This is a genomic window from Azospirillaceae bacterium (assembly GCA_028283825.1).
Taxonomy (GTDB): Bacteria; Pseudomonadota; Alphaproteobacteria; order Azospirillales; family Azospirillaceae; genus Nitrospirillum.
Genome location: JAPWJW010000002.1, coordinates 216,894 through 235,394, shown reverse-complemented (window position 1 = coordinate 235,394; position 18,501 = coordinate 216,894). Strand labels below are relative to the sequence as shown.

Annotated in this window: 12 protein-coding genes; 5 read left to right on the top strand and 7 right to left on the bottom strand. The window is 67.4% G+C overall.

Features of this window, described 5'->3' with window-relative positions; translation table 11 throughout:
- Window positions 1–141 precede the first annotated feature (141 nt).
- Window positions 142–1,197 carry a LacI family DNA-binding transcriptional regulator gene (locus tag PW843_09780; GenBank protein ID MDE1146896.1) on the bottom strand — a complete coding sequence of 352 codons (1,056 nt, stop codon included), beginning with the start codon at window positions 1,195–1,197 and terminating at the stop codon, window positions 142–144.
- A gap of 620 nt (window positions 1,198–1,817) precedes the next feature.
- On the opposite strand from PW843_09780, the gene PW843_09775 reads away from it, so the two are divergent.
- The 4 genes from PW843_09775 (at window position 1,818) to pgmB (ending at window position 8,973) form a co-directional block, all read left to right on the top strand.
- A complete protein-coding gene (locus PW843_09775) occupies window positions 1,818–4,256 on the top strand; it encodes a TonB-dependent receptor (GenBank protein ID MDE1146895.1) in 2,439 nt (812 codons plus the stop codon).
- A gap of 123 nt (window positions 4,257–4,379) precedes the next feature.
- Window positions 4,380–5,840: an MFS transporter gene (locus PW843_09770; GenBank protein MDE1146894.1), complete on the top strand. Its 1,461-nt coding sequence runs from the start codon at window positions 4,380–4,382 to the stop codon at window positions 5,838–5,840.
- 87 nt (window positions 5,841–5,927) lie between these two features.
- Window positions 5,928–8,339, top strand: coding sequence for a glycosyl hydrolase family 65 protein (locus PW843_09765; GenBank protein ID MDE1146893.1), 2,412 nt, complete (start codon window positions 5,928–5,930; stop codon window positions 8,337–8,339).
- Window positions 8,326–8,973: a beta-phosphoglucomutase gene (gene pgmB / locus PW843_09760; protein MDE1146892.1), complete on the top strand. Its 648-nt coding sequence runs from the start codon at window positions 8,326–8,328 to the stop codon at window positions 8,971–8,973. The genes PW843_09765 and pgmB overlap by 14 nt, the downstream gene beginning before the upstream one ends.
- Here the strand turns inward: pgmB and PW843_09755 are convergent.
- The 5 genes from PW843_09755 to PW843_09735 all read right to left on the bottom strand — a co-directional run bounded on the left by PW843_09755 (window position 8,961) and on the right by PW843_09735 (window position 16,181).
- Window positions 8,961–9,488, bottom strand: coding sequence for a hypothetical protein (locus tag PW843_09755; GenBank protein MDE1146891.1), 528 nt, complete (start codon window positions 9,486–9,488; stop codon window positions 8,961–8,963). The genes pgmB and PW843_09755 overlap by 13 nt on opposite strands.
- Window positions 9,489–9,622: 134 nt before the next feature.
- Window positions 9,623–11,635, bottom strand: coding sequence for a RiPP maturation radical SAM C-methyltransferase (locus tag PW843_09750; protein MDE1146890.1), 2,013 nt, complete (start codon window positions 11,633–11,635; stop codon window positions 9,623–9,625).
- Window positions 11,636–11,716: 81 nt separating this feature from the next.
- Window positions 11,717–11,902 carry a hypothetical protein gene (locus tag PW843_09745; protein ID MDE1146889.1) on the bottom strand — a complete coding sequence of 62 codons (186 nt, stop codon included), beginning with the start codon at window positions 11,900–11,902 and terminating at the stop codon, window positions 11,717–11,719.
- Window positions 11,903–12,229: 327 nt separating this feature from the next.
- Window positions 12,230–14,293, bottom strand: a complete 2,064-nt coding sequence (locus PW843_09740; GenBank protein MDE1146888.1) for a HAMP domain-containing sensor histidine kinase — start codon at window positions 14,291–14,293, stop codon at window positions 12,230–12,232.
- A 181-nt stretch (window positions 14,294–14,474) separates the two neighbouring features.
- The gene (locus tag PW843_09735; GenBank protein ID MDE1146887.1) at window positions 14,475–16,181 is read right to left on the bottom strand and encodes an ABC transporter substrate-binding protein; all 1,707 of its coding nucleotides are present in this window, start codon (window positions 16,179–16,181) and stop codon (window positions 14,475–14,477) included.
- 232 nt (window positions 16,182–16,413) lie between these two features.
- Here PW843_09735 and PW843_09730 point away from each other — a divergent pair, with 232 nt between their 5' ends.
- Window positions 16,414–17,763 carry an SAM-dependent methyltransferase gene (locus tag PW843_09730; protein MDE1146886.1) on the top strand — a complete coding sequence of 450 codons (1,350 nt, stop codon included), beginning with the start codon at window positions 16,414–16,416 and terminating at the stop codon, window positions 17,761–17,763.
- Window positions 17,764–17,970: 207 nt separating this feature from the next.
- Here the strand turns inward: PW843_09730 and PW843_09725 are convergent, their stop codons facing one another.
- On the bottom strand, window positions 17,971–18,474 hold the full coding sequence (locus PW843_09725) for a hypothetical protein (protein MDE1146885.1): 504 nt from the start codon (window positions 18,472–18,474) through the stop codon (window positions 17,971–17,973).
- Window positions 18,475–18,501 lie beyond the last annotated feature (27 nt).

The window sequence follows — 18,501 nt, the reverse complement described above, 5'->3', positions numbered from 1 at the left end:
GGGGCGGCATGGGTTCATGCTCATGCCGCCGTAGGCCGCGACCGCGGCCGCCGGAAGTTTTTGGGGAGCCGAAGGCGGACTGAAAACTGAGGACAAGCCAAGGGGCGGATGCCCCGCCGGCGCCTGAGGAAACTTAAAACCTCAGCTTTCCCGCACCACCAGGCGGGTGGGCAGGATGACGCTGTCGGGCCGGTCGCCGTTGATCAGGGCCAGCACGCTCTGCGCCAGGCGCACGCCGCCGTCCGTCCAGTTCTGGTGGACCGAGGTCAAGGCCGGGGTGTGGAAGGCGGCCATGGGCGTGTCGTCGTAGCCGATGACGGACACGTCGCCCGGCACCGACAGCCTGGCCTCCGTCAGCGCGCGGACCGCCCCCAGCGCCATGGCGTCGCTGCACGCGAACACGCCGTCGAAGCCGCCGGGTGTATCGGCCAGCAGGCCCTGCACCGCCGCCACGCCGGCGTTGAAGGTGAAGTCGCAGGGCACCAGGGCCACCAGCGCCGCCCCGGACGCGGCCAGCGTCTCGGTAAAGCCGTGCAGGCGTTCGGCGTTTTCGCGATGGCGGGTGTCACCCAGGAAAACCAGGCGGCGCCGGCCGGTCGCGATGAACCGCGCCGCCGCCAGCGCCCCGCCCTGGTGGTTGTCGCTGCCCACGAACACCGGATCGGCACCGGGGCCGGGCCCTGAACGCGGGGCGCCCCACACCACCAGCGGCACGCCCGACGGCGCCAACTGGTGCACCGCCGTGTCGTCCGCCCCCTGGCCCAGCAGGATGGCGCCGTCGGCCGCCTGCACGGCGTCGGCGGGATGGCCCTGCCCCGTGGTCAGCAGCACGTTGTAGCCGGCGGTGGTCAGTTCCTGGCAGATGCCGCCCAGCAGGTCCAAGGGGAAGGGGCCGGACATGGGGCGTTCCGGGCTGGGCTTCATGTCCACCACCACGGCGATGGTGTGGCTGCGCTGCAGGCGCAGGTTCCGCGCCGTGGCGTTGAAGCGGTAGCCCATCTCCCGCGCCAGGTCCTGGATGCGGCGGCGGGTATCCTCGCGCACCGATGGGCTGTCGCGCAGCGCGCGGGACACGGTGATGACCGACACCTGCGCCCGTTCCGCCAGATCGGCCATGGTCAGCCGCCCGGGTTCCACCACCGGAAAACTGTCCGCCGGGGCCGCCGGGCGGGGGGATTTGACCGAACGCGTGCTCATGCGGGGTTCCAAACCTGGAAAAAGGGCCGGCGGCGCCGGACGAATCCGGGCACGACTGTTCCACAAGCGGACGCCGCTTGCCAAGCGACGCGGGGCCCATAAGGCCGGTGGCGGTCCCTGAGTCGCAGCCGGATTTCGGCCGCATGCGCCGTCCCGTCCCCCATGCCCATCCCCACCCCTGGCGTCACGCCGATTGTCCTGCGGCGCGATGATAGGGCCATCATAGGGTGATATCGATAACAATCTGGCTGCGGGGAAGTCCGCAAATCGGAGACGGCTAGGCCTTTCCATCCAAAGACTTGGCAGCCATCTTCCTGGAAACGCTGGCATTATACCGCACCTGCGAAGTGCTGTTGCAGCAATGCCTTTACCCCTGTGGCCCGGTTTCAACGCCCCACGGGCAAATGAGACAGAAATGATATCGATGTCTTGTTATCGATGTCATTCGATGCTATCCGTCCTTTCATTCAAGCAGGGGTGGTATCGGCCCAACGTGGGCGTGCCATCCCGATAAGAAGCCTTGGGGCCAAGTCGACGGGCGAACCCGCACCGTCACAGCCCCCTGGCCGAGACAAAAACGGGAGGGAAAAATGTTGAATCCGAACAGGATAGCTATGTTATTGGCCGGCGTCGCCCTGGCGGCGCTGACGGTCCCCATGGCGGCCCGCGCCCAGACGGCCGCCGAGCCGGCGCCCCAGGCCGGCGCCTTGAGCAGCGCCACCGATGAGTTGCAGGAAGTCATCGTCACCGGCACGGCGCGCAGCGACGGCATGAAGAAGCTGGACGCCAGCTTCGCCATCAGCACCATCAAGGCCGAGGACATCGTGGCGCAGCAGCCCAACGGCACCGCCGACCTGCTGAAGCTGACGCCGGGCCTGTGGGTGGAATCGACCAGCGGCACCGCCGGCCCCAACATCGACGTGCGCGGTTTCCCCGGCGGCGGCGACGCGCCCTTCGTCACCATGCAGATCGACGGGTCCCCCATCTATCCGGCCCCCACCCTGTCCTTCATGGACAATTCCAGCCTGATCCGCCTGGACGACACGGTGGAACGGGTGGAGGTGCTGCGCGGCGGCCCGGCCACCGTCTTCTCCAACGCCCAGCCGGGCGCCACCGTGAACTTCATCCAGCGCAAGGGCACCGACACGCCGGAAGGCAGCATCCGCCTGACCGTGGGGGATGAGGGGCTGTACCGGGTCGACACCTATTACTCCGGGCCCATTTCCAAGGACCTGACCTTCATGGTCGGCGGCTTCTACCGCTATAACGAAGGCATCCGCAGCACCCAGTTCCCGGCCGACGACGGCGGGCAGGTGGTGGCCAACGTCACCAAGAAGTTCGACAACGGCAGCTTCACATTCTACGGCCGCCGCACCGACGACCGGAACGCCTTCTACACCGCCATCCCGCTGGTCAGCGGCAACAACGGCAAGGATATCTCCGCCTTCCCCGGCACCGATCCGGGCACGTTCAGCCTGTACAGCAACGACGTGCGCAACGTCACGATCGAGACCGGGCCGGGCCAGACCAAGAACCTGGACATCGGCGACGGCCGCGGCGTCCACCTGACCACCCTGGGCGACACGCTGGACCTGGACCTGAACGGCTGGCAGCTCAGCAACAAGATGAACTTCGTCACCGGCCGGGCCTACACCCAGTCGGAATTCACCGGGTCGAACCCGGAAACGCTGGGCCAGTTCATTTCCGACAGCGTGACATCCGCCAACGCCAGCGCCGCCGTGGTGGCGGCGGCCGGCGGCCTGGCCACCGGCGGGTCGGCCAGGATCGTGGGCACCGGTGCCGCCCTGACCAACATGAACCAGCAGGTCATTTCGGTCGGCATGTGGTCGGTGGACAAGCAGATCCAGTCCTTCACCGACGATGTCCGCCTGAGCCATGACCTGTTCCAGGGCAACACCCTGACGGTCGGCGCCTATTTCGCCCATTACACGTCCAAGGACCAATGGTACCTGGGCAACAACTACCTGCTGACCATGGCCAACCATCCGCAAGTGGTGGACGTGGCGCTGAACAACGGCGCCCAGGTGTCGCGCGGCGGCCTGGTGTCCGGGTCGTTCTACGCGCTGGACGCCAGCTATGACGGTACGGCGGTCGCGGGCTTCATCTCCGACGAATGGCACATCACACCGGACCTGCGCCTGGACGCCGGCCTGCGGGTGGAACACCAGACCATCAACGGCACCATCAACAACGACAGCACCGGTGATTTGGACAGCAATCCGCTGACCCTGTACGACAACGCCGCCAGCTACAACAACGGCACCTATTACGGCGTCAGTTCACACCAGACGGCGCCATCGTGGACGGTGGGCGCCAACTATTACCTGACGGACGACCTCAGCGTTTACGCCCGTGCCAACGGCGGCCATGAATTCCCGCAGTTCGATGCGCTGCGCGGCGGCGATTACCAGATGGTCGATATCCAGCAGCAGGAAATCGGCCTCAAGACCTCCTCCCACTACTACAGCGCCTATGTCACCGGCTTCCACAACACCTTCTCAGGATTGCTGTACCAGGCGGAGGTGGTGAACCCCGACGGCAGCGGCAGCCTGATCAACGAAATCTATGGATCGGAAGCCTGGGGTGCGGAGTTTGAACTGGCGGTGCGGCCGGTCACCAACCTGACCGTCACCTTCCGCGGCACCTACCTGGATGCCAAGTACCAGGACAACCCGACCTATAACGGCAATGAGGTGCTGCGCCAGCCCAAGTTCCAGTTCTCCATCGCGCCGTCCTACGAGATCCCGCTGGATTGGGCCAGCCTGCGCCTGTTCGGCACCTATACCCATGTCGGCGACCGTTACGGCGACCCGGACAACCAGCAGCCGCTGCCGGCCTACGACACCCTGGACCTGGGCGTGGCCGCCGACTTCGACCGCTATTCCGTCCAGCTGACCGCCACCAACCTGACGGATGAGCTGGGCATCACCGAAGGCAACGCCCGCGTCGTGGGGGCGGGCACCAGCACCGGCGGCGTCTTCCTGGGCCGGCCGCTGTTCGGCCGCTCCGTCCACCTCAGTGCGTCCGCCAAGTTCTAAGCGCCGCGTTTCACCGTTGAAGCCGTCACCCCCGAGGACGGCTTCCAGGATGGGTGGGCTGGACCTCGACCATTGGCCCACCCATCCTCTTTTCATCAATCCACCTTTGTAAGGTGCCCCGCCTTGTCCAGTGCCGCCTCGATCGCCCAACCCGCCCCTGCCGTCACGGAGACCGACATCCCCGCCCGGCTGGACCGCCTGCCCTGGGGGCGGTTCCATAGCCTGGTGGTGGGGGCGCTGGGCATCACCTGGGTGCTGGACGGGCTGGAGGTCACCCTGGCCGGCGCCGTCGCCGGCGCCATGAAGGAAAGCCCGGCCCTGGCCCTCAACAACGCCCAGGTGTCGGCGGCCAGCAGCGCCTATCTGATCGGCTGCGTGCTGGGTGGCCTGTTCTTCGGCTGGCTGACCGACCGGCTGGGCCGCAAGAAGCTGTTCAGCATCACCCTGCTGGTCTATCTGGCCGCCACCGCCGCCACCGCCTTTTCCTGGAATTTCCCCAGCCTGCTGCTGTTCCGCTTCATCACCGGGGCGGGCATCGGCGGGGAGTACGTCGCCATCAATTCCACCATCCAGGAACTGATCCCGGCCCGCGCCCGCGGCTGGGTCACCCTGGTGATCAACGGCAGCTATTGGCTGGGTGCGGCCCTGGGCGCCGTCGGCTCCGTCGTCCTGCTGGATCCGGCCCTGCTGGGGCCCGATCTGGGCTGGCGCGCGTCCTTCTTCACCGGCGCCATCCTGGGCCTGTTCATCCTGTTCCTGCGCCGCGCCATCCCGGAAAGCCCGCGCTGGCTGATGACCCATGGCCGCGTGGCCGATGGTGAGGCCATCGTGACCCGGATCGAGGACGGCATCCGGGCCCAAGGCCACACCCTGCCCCCGGCCGGCCCGCCGGTGCGCCTGCGCGAACTGGCACCCGTGTCCACCGGCGCCGTGGCGCGGTCACTTTTGCGCGATTACGGCCCGCGCACGGTGCTGGGCCTGTCGCTGATGACGGCCCAGGCGTTTTTCTACAACGCCATCTTCTTCACCGAGGCGCTGGTCCTGACCTCCTTCTTCGGCGTGCCGGCCAACGATGTCGGCTGGTACATCCTGCCGTTCGCGGCCGGCAACTTCCTGGGGCCGCTGCTGATCGGCCGTTTCTTCGACACCATCGGCCGCGTGCCCATGATCGCCGGCACCTACGCCCTGTCCGGCGTCCTGCTGATCGGCACCGGCGTGCTGTTCCAGCAGGGCCTGCTGACCGCCACCACCATCACCCTGGCTTGGAGCGTCATCTTTTTCTTCGCCTCCGCCGCCGCCAGTTCCGCCTATTTGACCGTCAGCGAATGCTTCCCGCTGGAGATCCGCGCCGTCGCCATTTCCCTGTTCTTCGCCTTCGGCACCGGGGTGGGCGGCGTCTGCGGCCCACTGGTGTTCGGCGCCCTGATCGACACGGGATCGCGCACCAACGTGCTGTGGGGCTATGTCCTGGGTGCCGGCCTGATGATCGCCGCCGCCGCCGTCGAGGCGGTGCTGGGCGTCAAGGCGGAGGGCAAGTCGCTGGAGGATATCGCCGCACCCTTGTCCACCACCCCCCATTCCTGACGCCGACAATCGGCGGAACCACCAGCGCCGCCAGACCGTTACCCCTTCAGACCTCGCCTGCCCGTACACCAGAAAAGCGTGATGCCCGTGACAGCCTCCCTCCCCCCCTTTTCGCCCGCCCCGCCCGCCACCGACGCCTGGACCGTCGTCGCCCAGGGCGATGACGCGGCGACGCTGAAACGCCTGGAATCCCTGTTCACGCTGGGCAACGGGTTCATCGGCGTGCGCGGCGTGGTGGAGGAGGCCGGGCGGTCGACGGCGCCGGTGGTGCACCTGAACGGCGTCTATGAGGTGACACCCATCACCTATCATGAAAAGGCGCCGGGCTTCGCCGAGGCCAGCGACACCCGCATCCCCGTGCCGGACGGCACCCGCATCGACCTGACCGTGGGGGGGGAGCCGCTGGATCTCACCACCGGCCGGGTGCTGGCCCACCATCGCTGGCTGGATCTGCGCACCGGCGTGCTGCACCGCGCCTTGCGCTGGCGGTCCCCCGCCGGGCGCACCGTGCGGGTCGTCAGTGAGCGGCTGGTGGTGGAGGACCATCCCGGCCCCATCGTCATCCATTACCAGGTGACGGCGGAGGATTTCAGCGATGAGGTCGCCGTCGCCTCACGCCTGGTGCCGCACCACGCGCCAGCGGCCAAGGCCCCGGCGGCGGAAGAGAACGGCGTGCACGACCCGCGCCTGGGCCCGCAGACCACCGCCCCGGCCTTCCGCCGCTGGGTCGAGGGGCCGGACGGCATCACCGGCCTGGTGCTGCGCACCCGGCGCAGCGGCCAGGGTGTCGCCGCCGCCATGGCCCACACCGTGACCGCCGACGGTGCCGTCCTGCCGGCCACGGTGCGCGACAACAGCGAACTGTGCCATATGCTGCGCACCACCCTGGCGCCGGGCGGCACCTTGACAATCGTGAAAAGCATCGCCTACGCCGCCGACAAGGACACGCACGGCACGCCGGCGGATGATGAGGCCGTGGGCCGCTCGGCGATCGCGGCCTTGACCCAGGCCCAGTCCATCGGCCTGCCCGCCCTGCGCCAGGCCCGCACCCAAGCCCTTCAGGAATATTGGCTGTCCGCCGACATCGCCATCGACGGCGCCCCGCATCTGGGCCGGGCGGTGCGCTTCAACCTGTTCCAGCTGCTGCAGGGGGCGGGACGCGACGGCCTGACTTCCGTCGGCGCCAAGGGGCAGAGCGGCGAAGGGTATGAGGGGCATTATTTCTGGGATGCCGAGATCTTCGCCCTGCCGGTGCTGGTCTACACCAAACCAGCCGTGGCCCGCGCCATGCTGGAATACCGCCACCGCACGCTGGACGGCGCCCGCACCCACGCCCGCCTGATGGGCCACCGCAAGGGTGCGCTATACCCCTGGCGCACCATCGGCGGGGCGGAGTGTTCGTCCTATTTTCCCGCCGGATCGGCGCAATACCACATCAACGCCGACGTGGCGCATGCCGTGCGCCAGTACATGGACGCCACCGGCGACGATGATTTCCTGGTGCGCCATGGCGCCGAAATCCTGTTCGAGACGGCGCGGCTGTGGCTGGACATGGGGCATTACAACCCCCGCCACGGCGGGCGCTTCTGCATCCATGAGGTGACGGGCCCGGACGAATACACCGCCATGGTGGACAACAACCTCTACACCAACGCCATGGCCCAGGCGCACCTGGAGTACGCGGCCGCCGTGGCCGAGCGCCTGGGGCGGGAACGCCCCGACGCCCTGGCCGCACTGGCCCAGCGCATCGGCTTGGGCGATGAGGAGGCGCGCGGCTGGCGCCAGGCGGCCGAGGCCATGTACCTGCCCTATGACGAGCCCAGCGGCATCCATCCGCAGGACGACAGCTTCCTGGACAAGAAGCCCTGGGATTTCGCCGGCACCCCGGCCGACCATCATCCCCTGCTGATGCACTATCACCCGCTGGTGCTGTACCGCCACCAGGTGTGCAAGCAGGCCGACGCCGTGCTGGCCTTCTGCCTGATGCCCCACCGGTTCGAGGCCGAGGCCGTGCGCCGGTCCTTCGCCTTTTATGAGGCGGTGACGGTGCACGACAGCACCCTGTCGGCCGGCGTGTTCGGCCTGCTGGCCGCCCGCCTGGGCCAGATGGGCAAGGCGCTGTCCTACTTCAACGCCACCGCCCTGGTGGATCTGGACGATTTGCACGCCAACACCGGCCACGGCCTGCACATGGCCGCCCTGGCCGGCAGCTGGATGGCCCTGGTGCAGGGCTTCGCCGGGTTCCACGCCCTGGGCGGCATCCCGCGCTTCAACCCCAGCCTGCCGCCGGGCTGGGATGGCTATCGTTTCCGCCTGGAATTCCAGGGCAACCGGGTGGAGGTGGCGGTGACTTGCGACGCCGCAACCTACCGCCTGCTGGCCGGGCCGGGCCTATCCTTACGCCATGGGGGCGAGGTGGCGCACCTGACGCCGGCGGCATCGGAAGCTACCTTCGCCCTGGCCGCGGTCACCGAGGGAGGCGCCCATGCCCCGCTTTGATGCCGTGCTGTTCGACCTGGACGGCGTGCTGGCCGACACCGCCCACATCCATTTCGCGGCCTGGCGCCGCCTGGCGGATGAGTTGGGCATCCAATTGGAAGCGGCGTTCGAGGAAAAACTGAAGGGCGTGGACCGCCTGACCTCGCTGGACCTGATCCTGGCCCAGGGCGGGGTGCAGCGCACGGCGGAGGAGAAGCGCGTGCTGGCCGACCGCAAGAACGGCTATTACAAGACCGCCGTGGCGGAACAGACGCCGGACGACCTGCTGCCCGGCGCGCGCCGCGTGCTGGAGGAGGTGCGGGCCGCCGGGTTGAGGACCGCCCTGGCCTCGGCCAGCCAGAACGCCCCGCCCCTATTGGAACAGCTGGGCATCGCCGACCTGTTCGACGGCATCGCCAACCCCGCCGCCGTCGCCCGGCCCAAGCCCGCCCCCGACCTGTTCCTGGAAGCCGCCCGCCTGACCGGTTTCCCGCCCTCCCGCTGCCTGGGGTTGGAGGACGCCGTGGCCGGCATCGCCAGCATCAAGGACGCCGGCATGGTGGCAGTGGGCATCGGCGACCCGGCCGTGCTGACCCGCGCCGACCATGTCGTGCCCACCATCGCCGACTTCCGCATCGGTGATTATCTGGGCTGACGACCGCAGCCCGTCGCCTCGAAAAAGGCGGTGGGAACATCCTCTCGGGGATCGGCCTTGTGGGCCATCACCTCAGACAGATCCGGCAGCAGGATGTAGCGTGGCGCCTTCGCCCCTGTCTTGGGTAGGGCGGCGGCGAAGGTCAGGTCGCCATCGGCCGCCAGGAAATGCTGTTCCCCCAGGGGCCGCACACCGCCATCGGCATTGGGCGGCTGCCATCCCGGGGCCACGACATCGGTGGTGGAGATCAGGTTGACGGCATGGGCGCTGCCCTGGTCGAACAGGAACCAGTAGGACCGCCCCGACCTCGCCGACGTGACGTGAAACGCCAGTGTCCCAGCCCATTCCCTGTGCTGCCCCACATCCCGGAAACCGGCGGTGACATCGGGACGGCCGCGCATGGTGTAAAGCGTGTCGGTGATCGGGCATTCATCAATCGTTGCCGCCGCAGGCGACTGTCCCGGCGCGCTGCACGCAGCCAACGCGACAATCAGGCACAAGGCCCTGACCTTCATTCCTTCCCCCATCCGGAACGGCGCCGCCAGCATGGCGGGCCAATGCGGATGATACCCTTCAAGATGTTATATTTAAGGCAATAACCCCTTATTGGTGTGTGCCGCCGCCATATCCTTACTGCCTGGGGGCGCCCTTATTCGGCGGTTTCCAGCGCCGTTTCCGCTCCGGCCTGCTGCGCGTGATGGAAGTAGGACCGCCCCCAGGAGGTGCGGATCTCCTCATGCCTTGGCGCGCGACTGAAGCCCGGTTGGCGCAGCGGCAGGGCCAGCAACTCCGCCCCCTCGCGCAGCAGCAGGTCATGGGCCTCCAGCCAGGCGAGGGCGGCAACCACCGCGGTCTCACCGAAGCGGGGCGCCAGGGCCTTGAGCAAAGGCCCCTGCCCCTGGATTTCCATGCAGGCGTCCAGGATGGCAGCGGCGCAGGCGTCCAACCTCAGGCGCTGGAGGGTCCCGAAGCGGCCATCCTCCACCACCGCCGTGCCGTCCGCGACGGGTGTGATGGTCAGCGTCGCCTCCCCCAGGCGCCACGCCTCCAGCGCCTGGGCCAGGGCGGCGTGGGCGGCGTCCAGGTCGGGGTCGGGCTGGGCCGGGATCATGTCGAAATGATAGGCCAGCCGGGCCAGGGCGCCGTCGCCATCGGCGTCCAGCGCCGGATAGATGTGACGGTAGCCTTCCACCGGGCGGATGGTGACGCCGAAGGCGGCGGGCGTGTTGAAGTAAGGACTGAAGCGGTCGGCGCGCACGCGGTTGAGGCCGCCGGGCGGGTGCAGGTGGGTCACCTTGGGCACCAATGCAGCCGCATCCCGGTAATGCGCCGCCGTCTCCCCCGGGAAACCATAGAGGTGGGACCAGTCCACCAGCACGCCGGCCTCCGCCGCCAGGCGCAGGGTCTGCACGTTGCGCAGCATGGTGGTGCCCTTGCGCATCAGGGCCAGCACGGGGCTGCTGAGCGATTCCACACCGGGCTGGATCTTGCGCACGCCGGCCTGGCCCAGCAGGGCCAGCTGGCCGGCGCGCAGGTTGGCCTTCACCTCATAATGCAGCAGCAACGGTTGCGGCAGGGCCGCCAGCCGGGGCAGGAAGTCGCCGAAATAACGGCTGTCCAGGATGTTGTCGACAACCATGATCTCGCGCCCGAAGCGGTCGGCCAGGTCGGTCAGTTCGGCATAGGCGCGGTCCTGGCTTTTGCTGCGGTAGACCATGCCCAGGCCGTTCAGGCCGCAAAAGGTGCAGTGGTGCTTCTGCCCCCACCAGCAGCCCCGGGCACTTTCGAACAGCGGGAAGGCCGGGTAGCGCTGCGCCGCCATCGGCACGCGGGCCCGATCAGCGAAGAAATCGGCGTAGTCCAGGCGCGGCAGGCTGTCCATGTCGGTGATCAGGGCCGCCGGTGCGGTGGGCGGCACGGTCGCCCCATCGGGACCCCGGATGGTGGTGCCCGGCAGGCCCGCCAGATCCTGGGCCAGTCCGTGGCGGCGCAGCAGGTCGGGCAGCACCTCCTCCGCCTCACCGCTCACCACCACGTCGATGAAGGGGTAACGGCGGTGCAGTTCCACGCCCATCTCGTCACTGCAATTGGCGCCGCCGAAGACGATCAGGATGTGGGGATGCGCCGCCTTGATGCGGCGGGCCAGCGCCAGCGAGGCCATGGTCTGCTGGAAGGAGGTGGAGAAACCGACCGCCGTATAGCGCGACCAGTCCACCAAGCCGAAACAATGGTCGATGAAACCCGCCGCCTTGGCCCGTGCCGCCAGGATGCCCATCAAGGCGTCGCGGTCGAACAGGTCGGCGTATTCCCCCGCCACCAGCGCGTTCATGAAATCGAAGGGGTCGGCCGGCGGCAGGGGCGCGCCATCCGGGCCGAGCATGCCGTCGTGCGCGGCGCCGGCGAACACCCAGTCGCCCACCATGGCCAGGAAATAGCGGTGGTCCTCCACCGCCGCGTAGGCGTCCAGGCCGATATACTCGGCGAAATCCAGATAGAAATGGCGGATATCGGCCGCCAAACCCGCCCGCGCCAAGGCACCTTTCAGCAACGACAGGCCGATGACCGGATAGTGCAGCGTGGCGATGGGCATGGCCACCAGCAGGGTCCGGCCCGATACGCCCACGCCGTCAAGGCCACCACCGCCCAGCGCGCCATCCGCCATGCGCCGCCTCCGCTCAACGCCCCACCGACAGGAAAAATCCCAAGGAATACGGCGCGCCCCGGCGGAACGCGCCGTATCCGCTCAATACCAGGGGAACGGAATGGGCAGGTCCTCGGGCGCCGATTGCGGGGCATGGTCGCGGCCGCGATCCGCCAGCGTCCGCAGGAAGCGGATGCCGGACTCGGTAACGGGCAGGCCCAGCGCCGTCAGCATCTGGGCGGGGTCACCGGCATGGGTGCCGGAGGTAAATTCCAGGCCTTTGCTCATACAGGACACTCCCTCGCGAAAGGCGCCCCGCCCCCATGGCGGAACGCGGTTTTCGAGGACGACGCAAAGCAACGGCGGCGACTGAAAAGGCGTGTTCCAGCCCCCTCAGCCCGATCGCAAACCGCAGCGTGATGTCATCCAACAAGGGAAAGTATGGGTTGCGCGTTTGTGCCGTTCAACCCAAAAAGAGTAATTTAACTCTCAAGAACAACTCGGGGTTAATGCGTTATTGCACATCGCCCCAAAAGGGTTGCCGCACATAGGCGGCGCGCGGCCATCGGGCGCGGGCGAACGGCCGGCCTGAAGGGAAAAAGCGATTGATAAGGATCAGGCGTCCAGGACCGGCAGCGACAGGGTCACGGTTGTACCAGCGCCCTGCACGCTATCCACGGCCAGTTGGCCCTTCAGGCGCTGGGTCACCTGGTTATAGGCGACATGCAGGCCCAGGCCCGGATGGCCGCTGCCCCGGGCGGTGGTGAAGAAGGGATCGCAGACATGGGAGACCGCGTCCCGGGCGATGCCACGGCCGCCGTCCGCCACGGTGACCGTCACCCCACCGGCCGCCGGCACGGCGGTCAGCGTCACCCGCCCCGGCTGCCCCGGGGTGAAGGCATGGTCGATGGTGTTGGACAGGATGCGGGTCAGCGCGTCGGTCAGCGATTCCGGCACGGTGCGCAGGACCAGACCCTTTTCCACCGCCAGGTCCAGCTGGATGCCGGCCCGGTCGGCCGCCGGGCGGAACAGCGCCAGCACATCGTCCAGCAGGACGGACAGGTCCGTGTCCACGGCCTTGCCCGCGCCCTCGTCCACCGCCACGGCGGAGAAGCTCTTGACCAGGGCGGCGGTGCGCACGGCGTTGCGTTCCACCACATTGGACAAATCGGCCCATTCGGCCATGCCCTGTTCCAGGTCGGCCCGGCTCAACCGGCCGCCGGCGATCTTGGCGCGCAGGTCGGCGACGCCGCCGTGCAGGCTGCCGGCGGCGGTCAGCACCACGCCCAGCGGCGTGTTGATCTCATGCGCCACGCCGGCCACCAGGCGGCCCAGCGAGGCCATCTTTTCCTGCTGCACCAACTGGTCCTGGGTGGCGCGCAGTTCGGACAGCGTCGCCTCCAGGTCGGTGTAGGAGCGCGCGTTGGCGATGGCGATGGCGGCGTAGGCGCAGGCCGACCGCAGGATCTCCAGCGCCTGGGGACCATAGGCGTCGATGTCGCGGCTTTGCGCCGTGATGACGCCCAGCACCCGGCCGGACACCACCAGCGGACGCCAGACCGCCGCCTGTATGGCGCCCGCCCCCTCCGCCACGCTGGCGATCCAGGCCGTGGCGTCACCGCCGGCCACCACCACCTCCGCCGCCAGCTTCAGGGCGCGGGCGGCCGGTTCCGCCGGCCCGTCGGCCGGACAGGTGAAGGCGGGCAGCGCGCGGTCGTGCAGGAAGAACTGGTCGAACGCGATCTCGCGGCCATCGGCGGACAGGCGGGCCAGGCCGAAGGCGTCCATGGGGATCAGGCCGGACAGATGCCGGTAGAGGGCGGCGTGCACCTCACCCAAATCCAGGGTGGCCGTCAGGGCCAGGCCGACATCGCCCAGATGGCGCAGGGTCTCGGCCGAGGCGGCAAGGTCGGCATTGGCCTGGCGCAGTTCGGCCGTCCGTTCCTCCACCTGCTGGCGCAGCATTTCGGAATTGACGCGCAGGCGCTGCTGATAACGGCCGATCAGCCAGGCCAGCAGCGCCACGCCCAGGATGACCGCCACCGCCGAATAAAGGAAGGTGCGCACCGTCGTCTGCGCCTGGCGCGTGGCGTCGGCCGCGCGCGACTGCGCGTCATGGCCGGTCTCATTGACGATGCCGGTCAGTTCCGCCTGCACCCGGTCGAACACGGCGCCGAACGGTTCGATGAAGCTGACCGTGCTGGCGAAATCGATGCCCAGCATGGACCCGACCCAGGCAACGGCGCCCTTGTAATCGACCAGGTTCCGCAGGATTTCGTCCAGGCGCGGCTTTTGCGCCGGGGTGGCATAGGTGTCGTGGTAGGCCTGCAGGTCGGCGATCAGGTCGTCCACCTGTTCGGTGATGCCGCCTAATTCGGCCTCGACGTTCACCGCCTGGCGACCGGCCGACTTCACGGCCAGCAGCCGGTTGAAACGGGCGTGCACCGCCTGGACGCGGGTGTTGATGTCGGACAGCTTCACGCTGCCCGCCAGGTTGCGGTCCACGATCTGGTCGATGGCGCTGGTCAGGCGATAGACCGTGCGTTCGCCCGTGCTGAACAGCACGACCATCAGCAGGCCGGCCGCGAACACGGGCACCAGGATGCGCAGGGCCGCCCGGATGCGGGCGGCCAGCCGCAGCGACGGTGCCACGGCACCGTCACGGCCCCAGCCGTCCATCCCATCATCCCGCGCCAAATCGCTCAACCCGTCCCCCGTCCCCGACAAAACCGCTGGCCCCGAACCCGGCAATCGCCCCCGGAAACCCCGCTCGTCGGGGCCCTCGCGGCGCAACACTCGCACCGGTTGCGTTACTGGACTATTAACGGCCGACTGGAAAGTGGGCGGTTTTTCCAAGGCGTCACTGCTTCAGATGCCAGTTTTCGATGGGGGCGGCGGCGAAGGTCCGGGGGTCCACCGTCCCGTCCAGTCGGTTGGCCGACAGGGTGATGACGGTGCCGAACCACAGCGGCAGGGCCGGCAGGCCATCGGCGTAGGCGCGCTGCACGTCCGCCAGCGCCGCGCGCCGCGGCTCCACCGCACAGCCGGCCGCCAGCAGCCTGTCCATGGCGGCGTCGAAGGATTTCACTTTGATTCCGAAGTAGTTGCTGCCCTCCCACCCGTTCTCCGCCGTGGGAATCATGGCCGAATGATACCAGTAGCGCGCGACTTCCACGCCCCCCAGCAGCCATTCCGAAAAGCCCACCATGCCGGGATAGCGCTGGCGGGAATCCAGGGCACCGCCCGACAGCTGCGGATCCTCCACCAGATCCACCTTTGCGCCCAGCGCACCCCAGGCCTCCGCCAGCCGCGGCGTCAGGGCGATCCAGGGCTGGGTACGGCGATAGCGCAGTTCGAACGCCAGAGGCTTGCCGGCGGCGTTGCGGCGGTGACCGTCCTTGTCCTTCAGCCAGCCCGCCTCATCCAGCAGGGCCGCCGCCTTCTGCGGATTGTAGGTGTAGCGGTCGACCACCGCGTAACCCGGCATGAAGGGGCTGAGCAGGCTTTGCGCCACGGTACCCTTGTTGTCCAGCAGGCTGGCCACCAGCTTCTCGCGGTCCAGCCCGTACATCAAGGCCTTGCGCACCCGCCCATCGGCCAGGATGGGATTGTCGAAATTCAGCCGCAAGTGCACCAGGAAGTCGCTGGGCGCGTAGAAGGCCGTGTAGCGGCCGGCCAGGTCCTTGGCCAGGCGGCTGCCGACATCGAACTCCAGGGTGGTGAAGGTGTCGATCTTGCCGCCGCGCACCAGCGCCTCCAGCGCCGCCTTGTCCGCCGCGATGAAGACTGTGACCCGGTCGAACGCCGGCGCCTGGCCCGCCCAGTAGGGGTTGCGGGCCAGGTTCAGGCTGCCGCTGGCCATGCGGGCCAGGCGATAGGGGCCGCTGTAGAGGCCCGCTGTCTCCGGCTTCACCAGGTAGAGCGAGCGCTGGAAATAGGTCTTGGGGTCGGCCCGCCAGATCGGCTCCTCCAGATGGCTGGGCAGGATGGGCGGCACGTTGAGGCGGTTGCCGCACAGGGTGCCGTCGTACGCCACCTCGAAGGTGCGGGCGTCCACCACCCGGATGTCCTTCAGGCTGGACGACCGTGAGTCCAGCGCCGCCAGCACCTCACCGGCGTTCTGCATCACGGTCCAGGTGAAGGCGACGTCGGCAGTGGTGACGGGATCGCCGTCCGCCCAGCGCGCGTCGGACCGCAGGGTGTAACGGGCGATGGTCTCCCACGCGCCGTCGGCGCCGCGCACCGTCCGCAGCGTGCCGTCGGCCTCGGCCGGCACGGCGACGCAATAGGTGCAGACACCGCCGCCGGCTCCCTGCTCCAGCACCGGGCGGTTGAGGTAGCGCTTGACCGTCACGTGTCCCATTTCATCGCCGGTCAGCGGATGCAGATCCACCGGCCAGCTGCCGATGATCGCCGTGGTCACGGCACTGTCGGTCTTATCGCCCGCCTTTTCCGCCCCCCACGCATAGATGGGGGCCAGCGCCAGCATGAAAACGACGATGAGGCAAAACGGAAGGCCGATGAAGGCCGGGCGCGACGGGGCACGGGAAGGACCGGTGGCGGACAACGGGATGCCCCTGGGCAACGGATACAAGCAGGATGCGTGTCAGGCAGAAACGATCCTGCACTATCGTCCATTTCACGGCGAAATTGCAAAGGGCCATTAATGTACCATTGACATGGCGCCACCCACCGTCCCATGCACCGCGACCATCTGCTGCCATATTCCATCTACCCGCTTGGGCTATGGACTGTTAGCTTATTTTTCCAACTACAAACTCAACCGATGGGGGTAATTGATGCCGGACAGCAGGATCGCCGATACGCACGCGTTGATGACTCAAGCGCGGGGCGGCAGCTTGACCATCGTGGGCACGGGCATCCAGGCCTTCGCCCACCTGACCCGTGAAGCCGAGGGCCATATCCGCCATGCCGACGTGGTGTTCCATTGCATCCGCGACCCGTTGGCGGTGGCCGACCTGCACGCGCTGAACCCGAACGTCATCGATCTTACCAGCCTGTACGGCGCTGAAAAGCGCCGCAGCCTGACCTACGTCCAGATGGCCGACGCCATGCTGGCGGAGGTGCGCGCCGGCCGCCGCGTCACGGGCGTGTTCTACGGCCATCCGGGCTTCTACGTGGCGCCCGCCCGCCTGGGCCTGGCCACCGCGAAGAAGGAAGGCTACGCCACCCGCCTGCTGCCCGGCATCTCATCGCTGGATTATCTGTTCGCCGATCTGCGGGTGGACCCCAGCCAGGTGGGTTACCAGGCGCTGGAAGCCACCGACTTCCTGCTGCGCAACCGCCCGCTGGTGACCACCGGCCACGTGGTGCTGATGCAGATCGGCCCGGTAGGCGACCTGTTCCAGGCCGTCACCGACAATCTGGAACGCCGCGCCATCCTGTTCGACCGTCTGATCGACATCTACGGCGCCGACCACCCGTGCGTCGATTACGTGGGCGCCACCCGCCCCGGCCAGAAGCCGGTGCTGCGCCGCCTGCCCCTGGGCGCCTATCGTGACCCCGCCGTGCTGAAGCGCGTCAGCAAGGCCAGCACCCTCTATATTCCGCCCAAGGACACGGTCACGGCGGACGCGGCGATGATGGCCCGCCTGGGCATCGGCGGCATGAAGGCCGCGCCGACGGCGGCCGACGAACCGGTCGCCCTGGCACCGGCCACCCAGCCGCTGGTGTCGGACGCCTTTTTCCAAGCGATGAAGGCGATCGCCGAGAATCCGGACGCCGCACAAGCGTTCCGCAATGATCCCGCCCGCTACGTCGCGACTTTTGGTATCGTCATGGATGCGGAGGGCCGCTGGCTGTCCGGTCTTGGCAAGACGGCCGCCAAGGCGGTTCCGGAAAAGGCGGAAGAGTTGAATGAGCACAACGACGTCGAAGAGCTCAACGAACATAACGATGCCGAGGAACTGAACGAGCACAACGACGCGGAGGAGCTCAACGAGCATAACCACGTCGAGGATCTGAACGAGAAGGCATCGTTGGAAGAACTGAACGAGCATAACGACGTCGAAGAGCTCAATGAGCACAATGACGTTGAAGAGCTTAACGAAGACAGCGACGTCGAGGAGCTCAATGAACACAATGATGTTGAGGAATTGAACGAGCACAACGACGTCGCGAGCAACTGATCGCGAGACAGAAAAGCAGAAACGTTCCCTTGACAGCGATAGGGGGTGGGGCATGCACCGAATGCCCCACCCTCATCCTTTTATTTCCCTTATTACGAATATCTGGACCAAGCGGTGAGTGGAATTCGGCGAATTATGATGATTAGAGAAATCTACCGCCGATTAAAATTATTAGCGCCAATAGTGGCGCTTGTTTCTTCCATGATTTCATACGCAAACGCGCACGCCCAAGGAATGTGGGAGAACGCGACGGCTGAACTGTTTAGCCAATACGGCGATCAGAAGTCGGTCGGTACGGAATATGTGATGACCATCGCGCAGGATCGCGATGGATTTATCTGGATCGGGACGGCCGGAAACCTCATCCGCTTCGATGGCTACCGGTTCAAGGCCTATAGCGGCGGACGGAACTCGGGCCCCGATACGTTGCCGGACAATTACATCAGATCCCTGCATACCGACAGTGCCGGCAGGTTGTGGATAGGCACAAGCGTTGGCGGCCTGGCGCGATACGACGCTGCGCAGGACCGATTCATCCGCGTCCCGACAGCCGCCCTCAGCCACGTCGAGATCGAATGCATCGATGATGACGGCGCGGATGGCGTATGGGTCGGCACGTACGATGGCCTGGACCATCTGAACATCACCACGGGTGTCGCCACGCATTTCCATGCCGATGGGGACGCCGGTCTGCCCAGCGGCAAAATCCAAAGCATCAAGCGGGATCGATTTGGCGGG

Bases quoted from the DNA above. Each gene is read 5' to 3' on its own strand.
- PW843_09780 (MDE1146896.1), bottom strand. From the start codon at position 1,197: ATGAGCACGCGTTCGGTCAAATCCCCCCGCCCGGCGGCCCCGGCGGAC.
- pgmB (MDE1146892.1), top strand. From the start codon at position 8,326: ATGCCCCGCTTTGATGCCGTGCTGTTCGACCTGGACGGCGTGCTGGCC.
- PW843_09755 (MDE1146891.1), bottom strand. From the start codon at position 9,488: ATGAAGGTCAGGGCCTTGTGCCTGATTGTCGCGTTGGCTGCGTGCAGC.
- PW843_09750 (MDE1146890.1), bottom strand. From the start codon at position 11,635: ATGGCGGATGGCGCGCTGGGCGGTGGTGGCCTTGACGGCGTGGGCGTA.
- PW843_09745 (MDE1146889.1), bottom strand. From the start codon at position 11,902: ATGAGCAAAGGCCTGGAATTTACCTCCGGCACCCATGCCGGTGACCCC.
- PW843_09740 (MDE1146888.1), bottom strand. From the start codon at position 14,293: ATGGACGGCTGGGGCCGTGACGGTGCCGTGGCACCGTCGCTGCGGCTG.
- PW843_09730 (MDE1146886.1), top strand. From the start codon at position 16,414: ATGCCGGACAGCAGGATCGCCGATACGCACGCGTTGATGACTCAAGCG.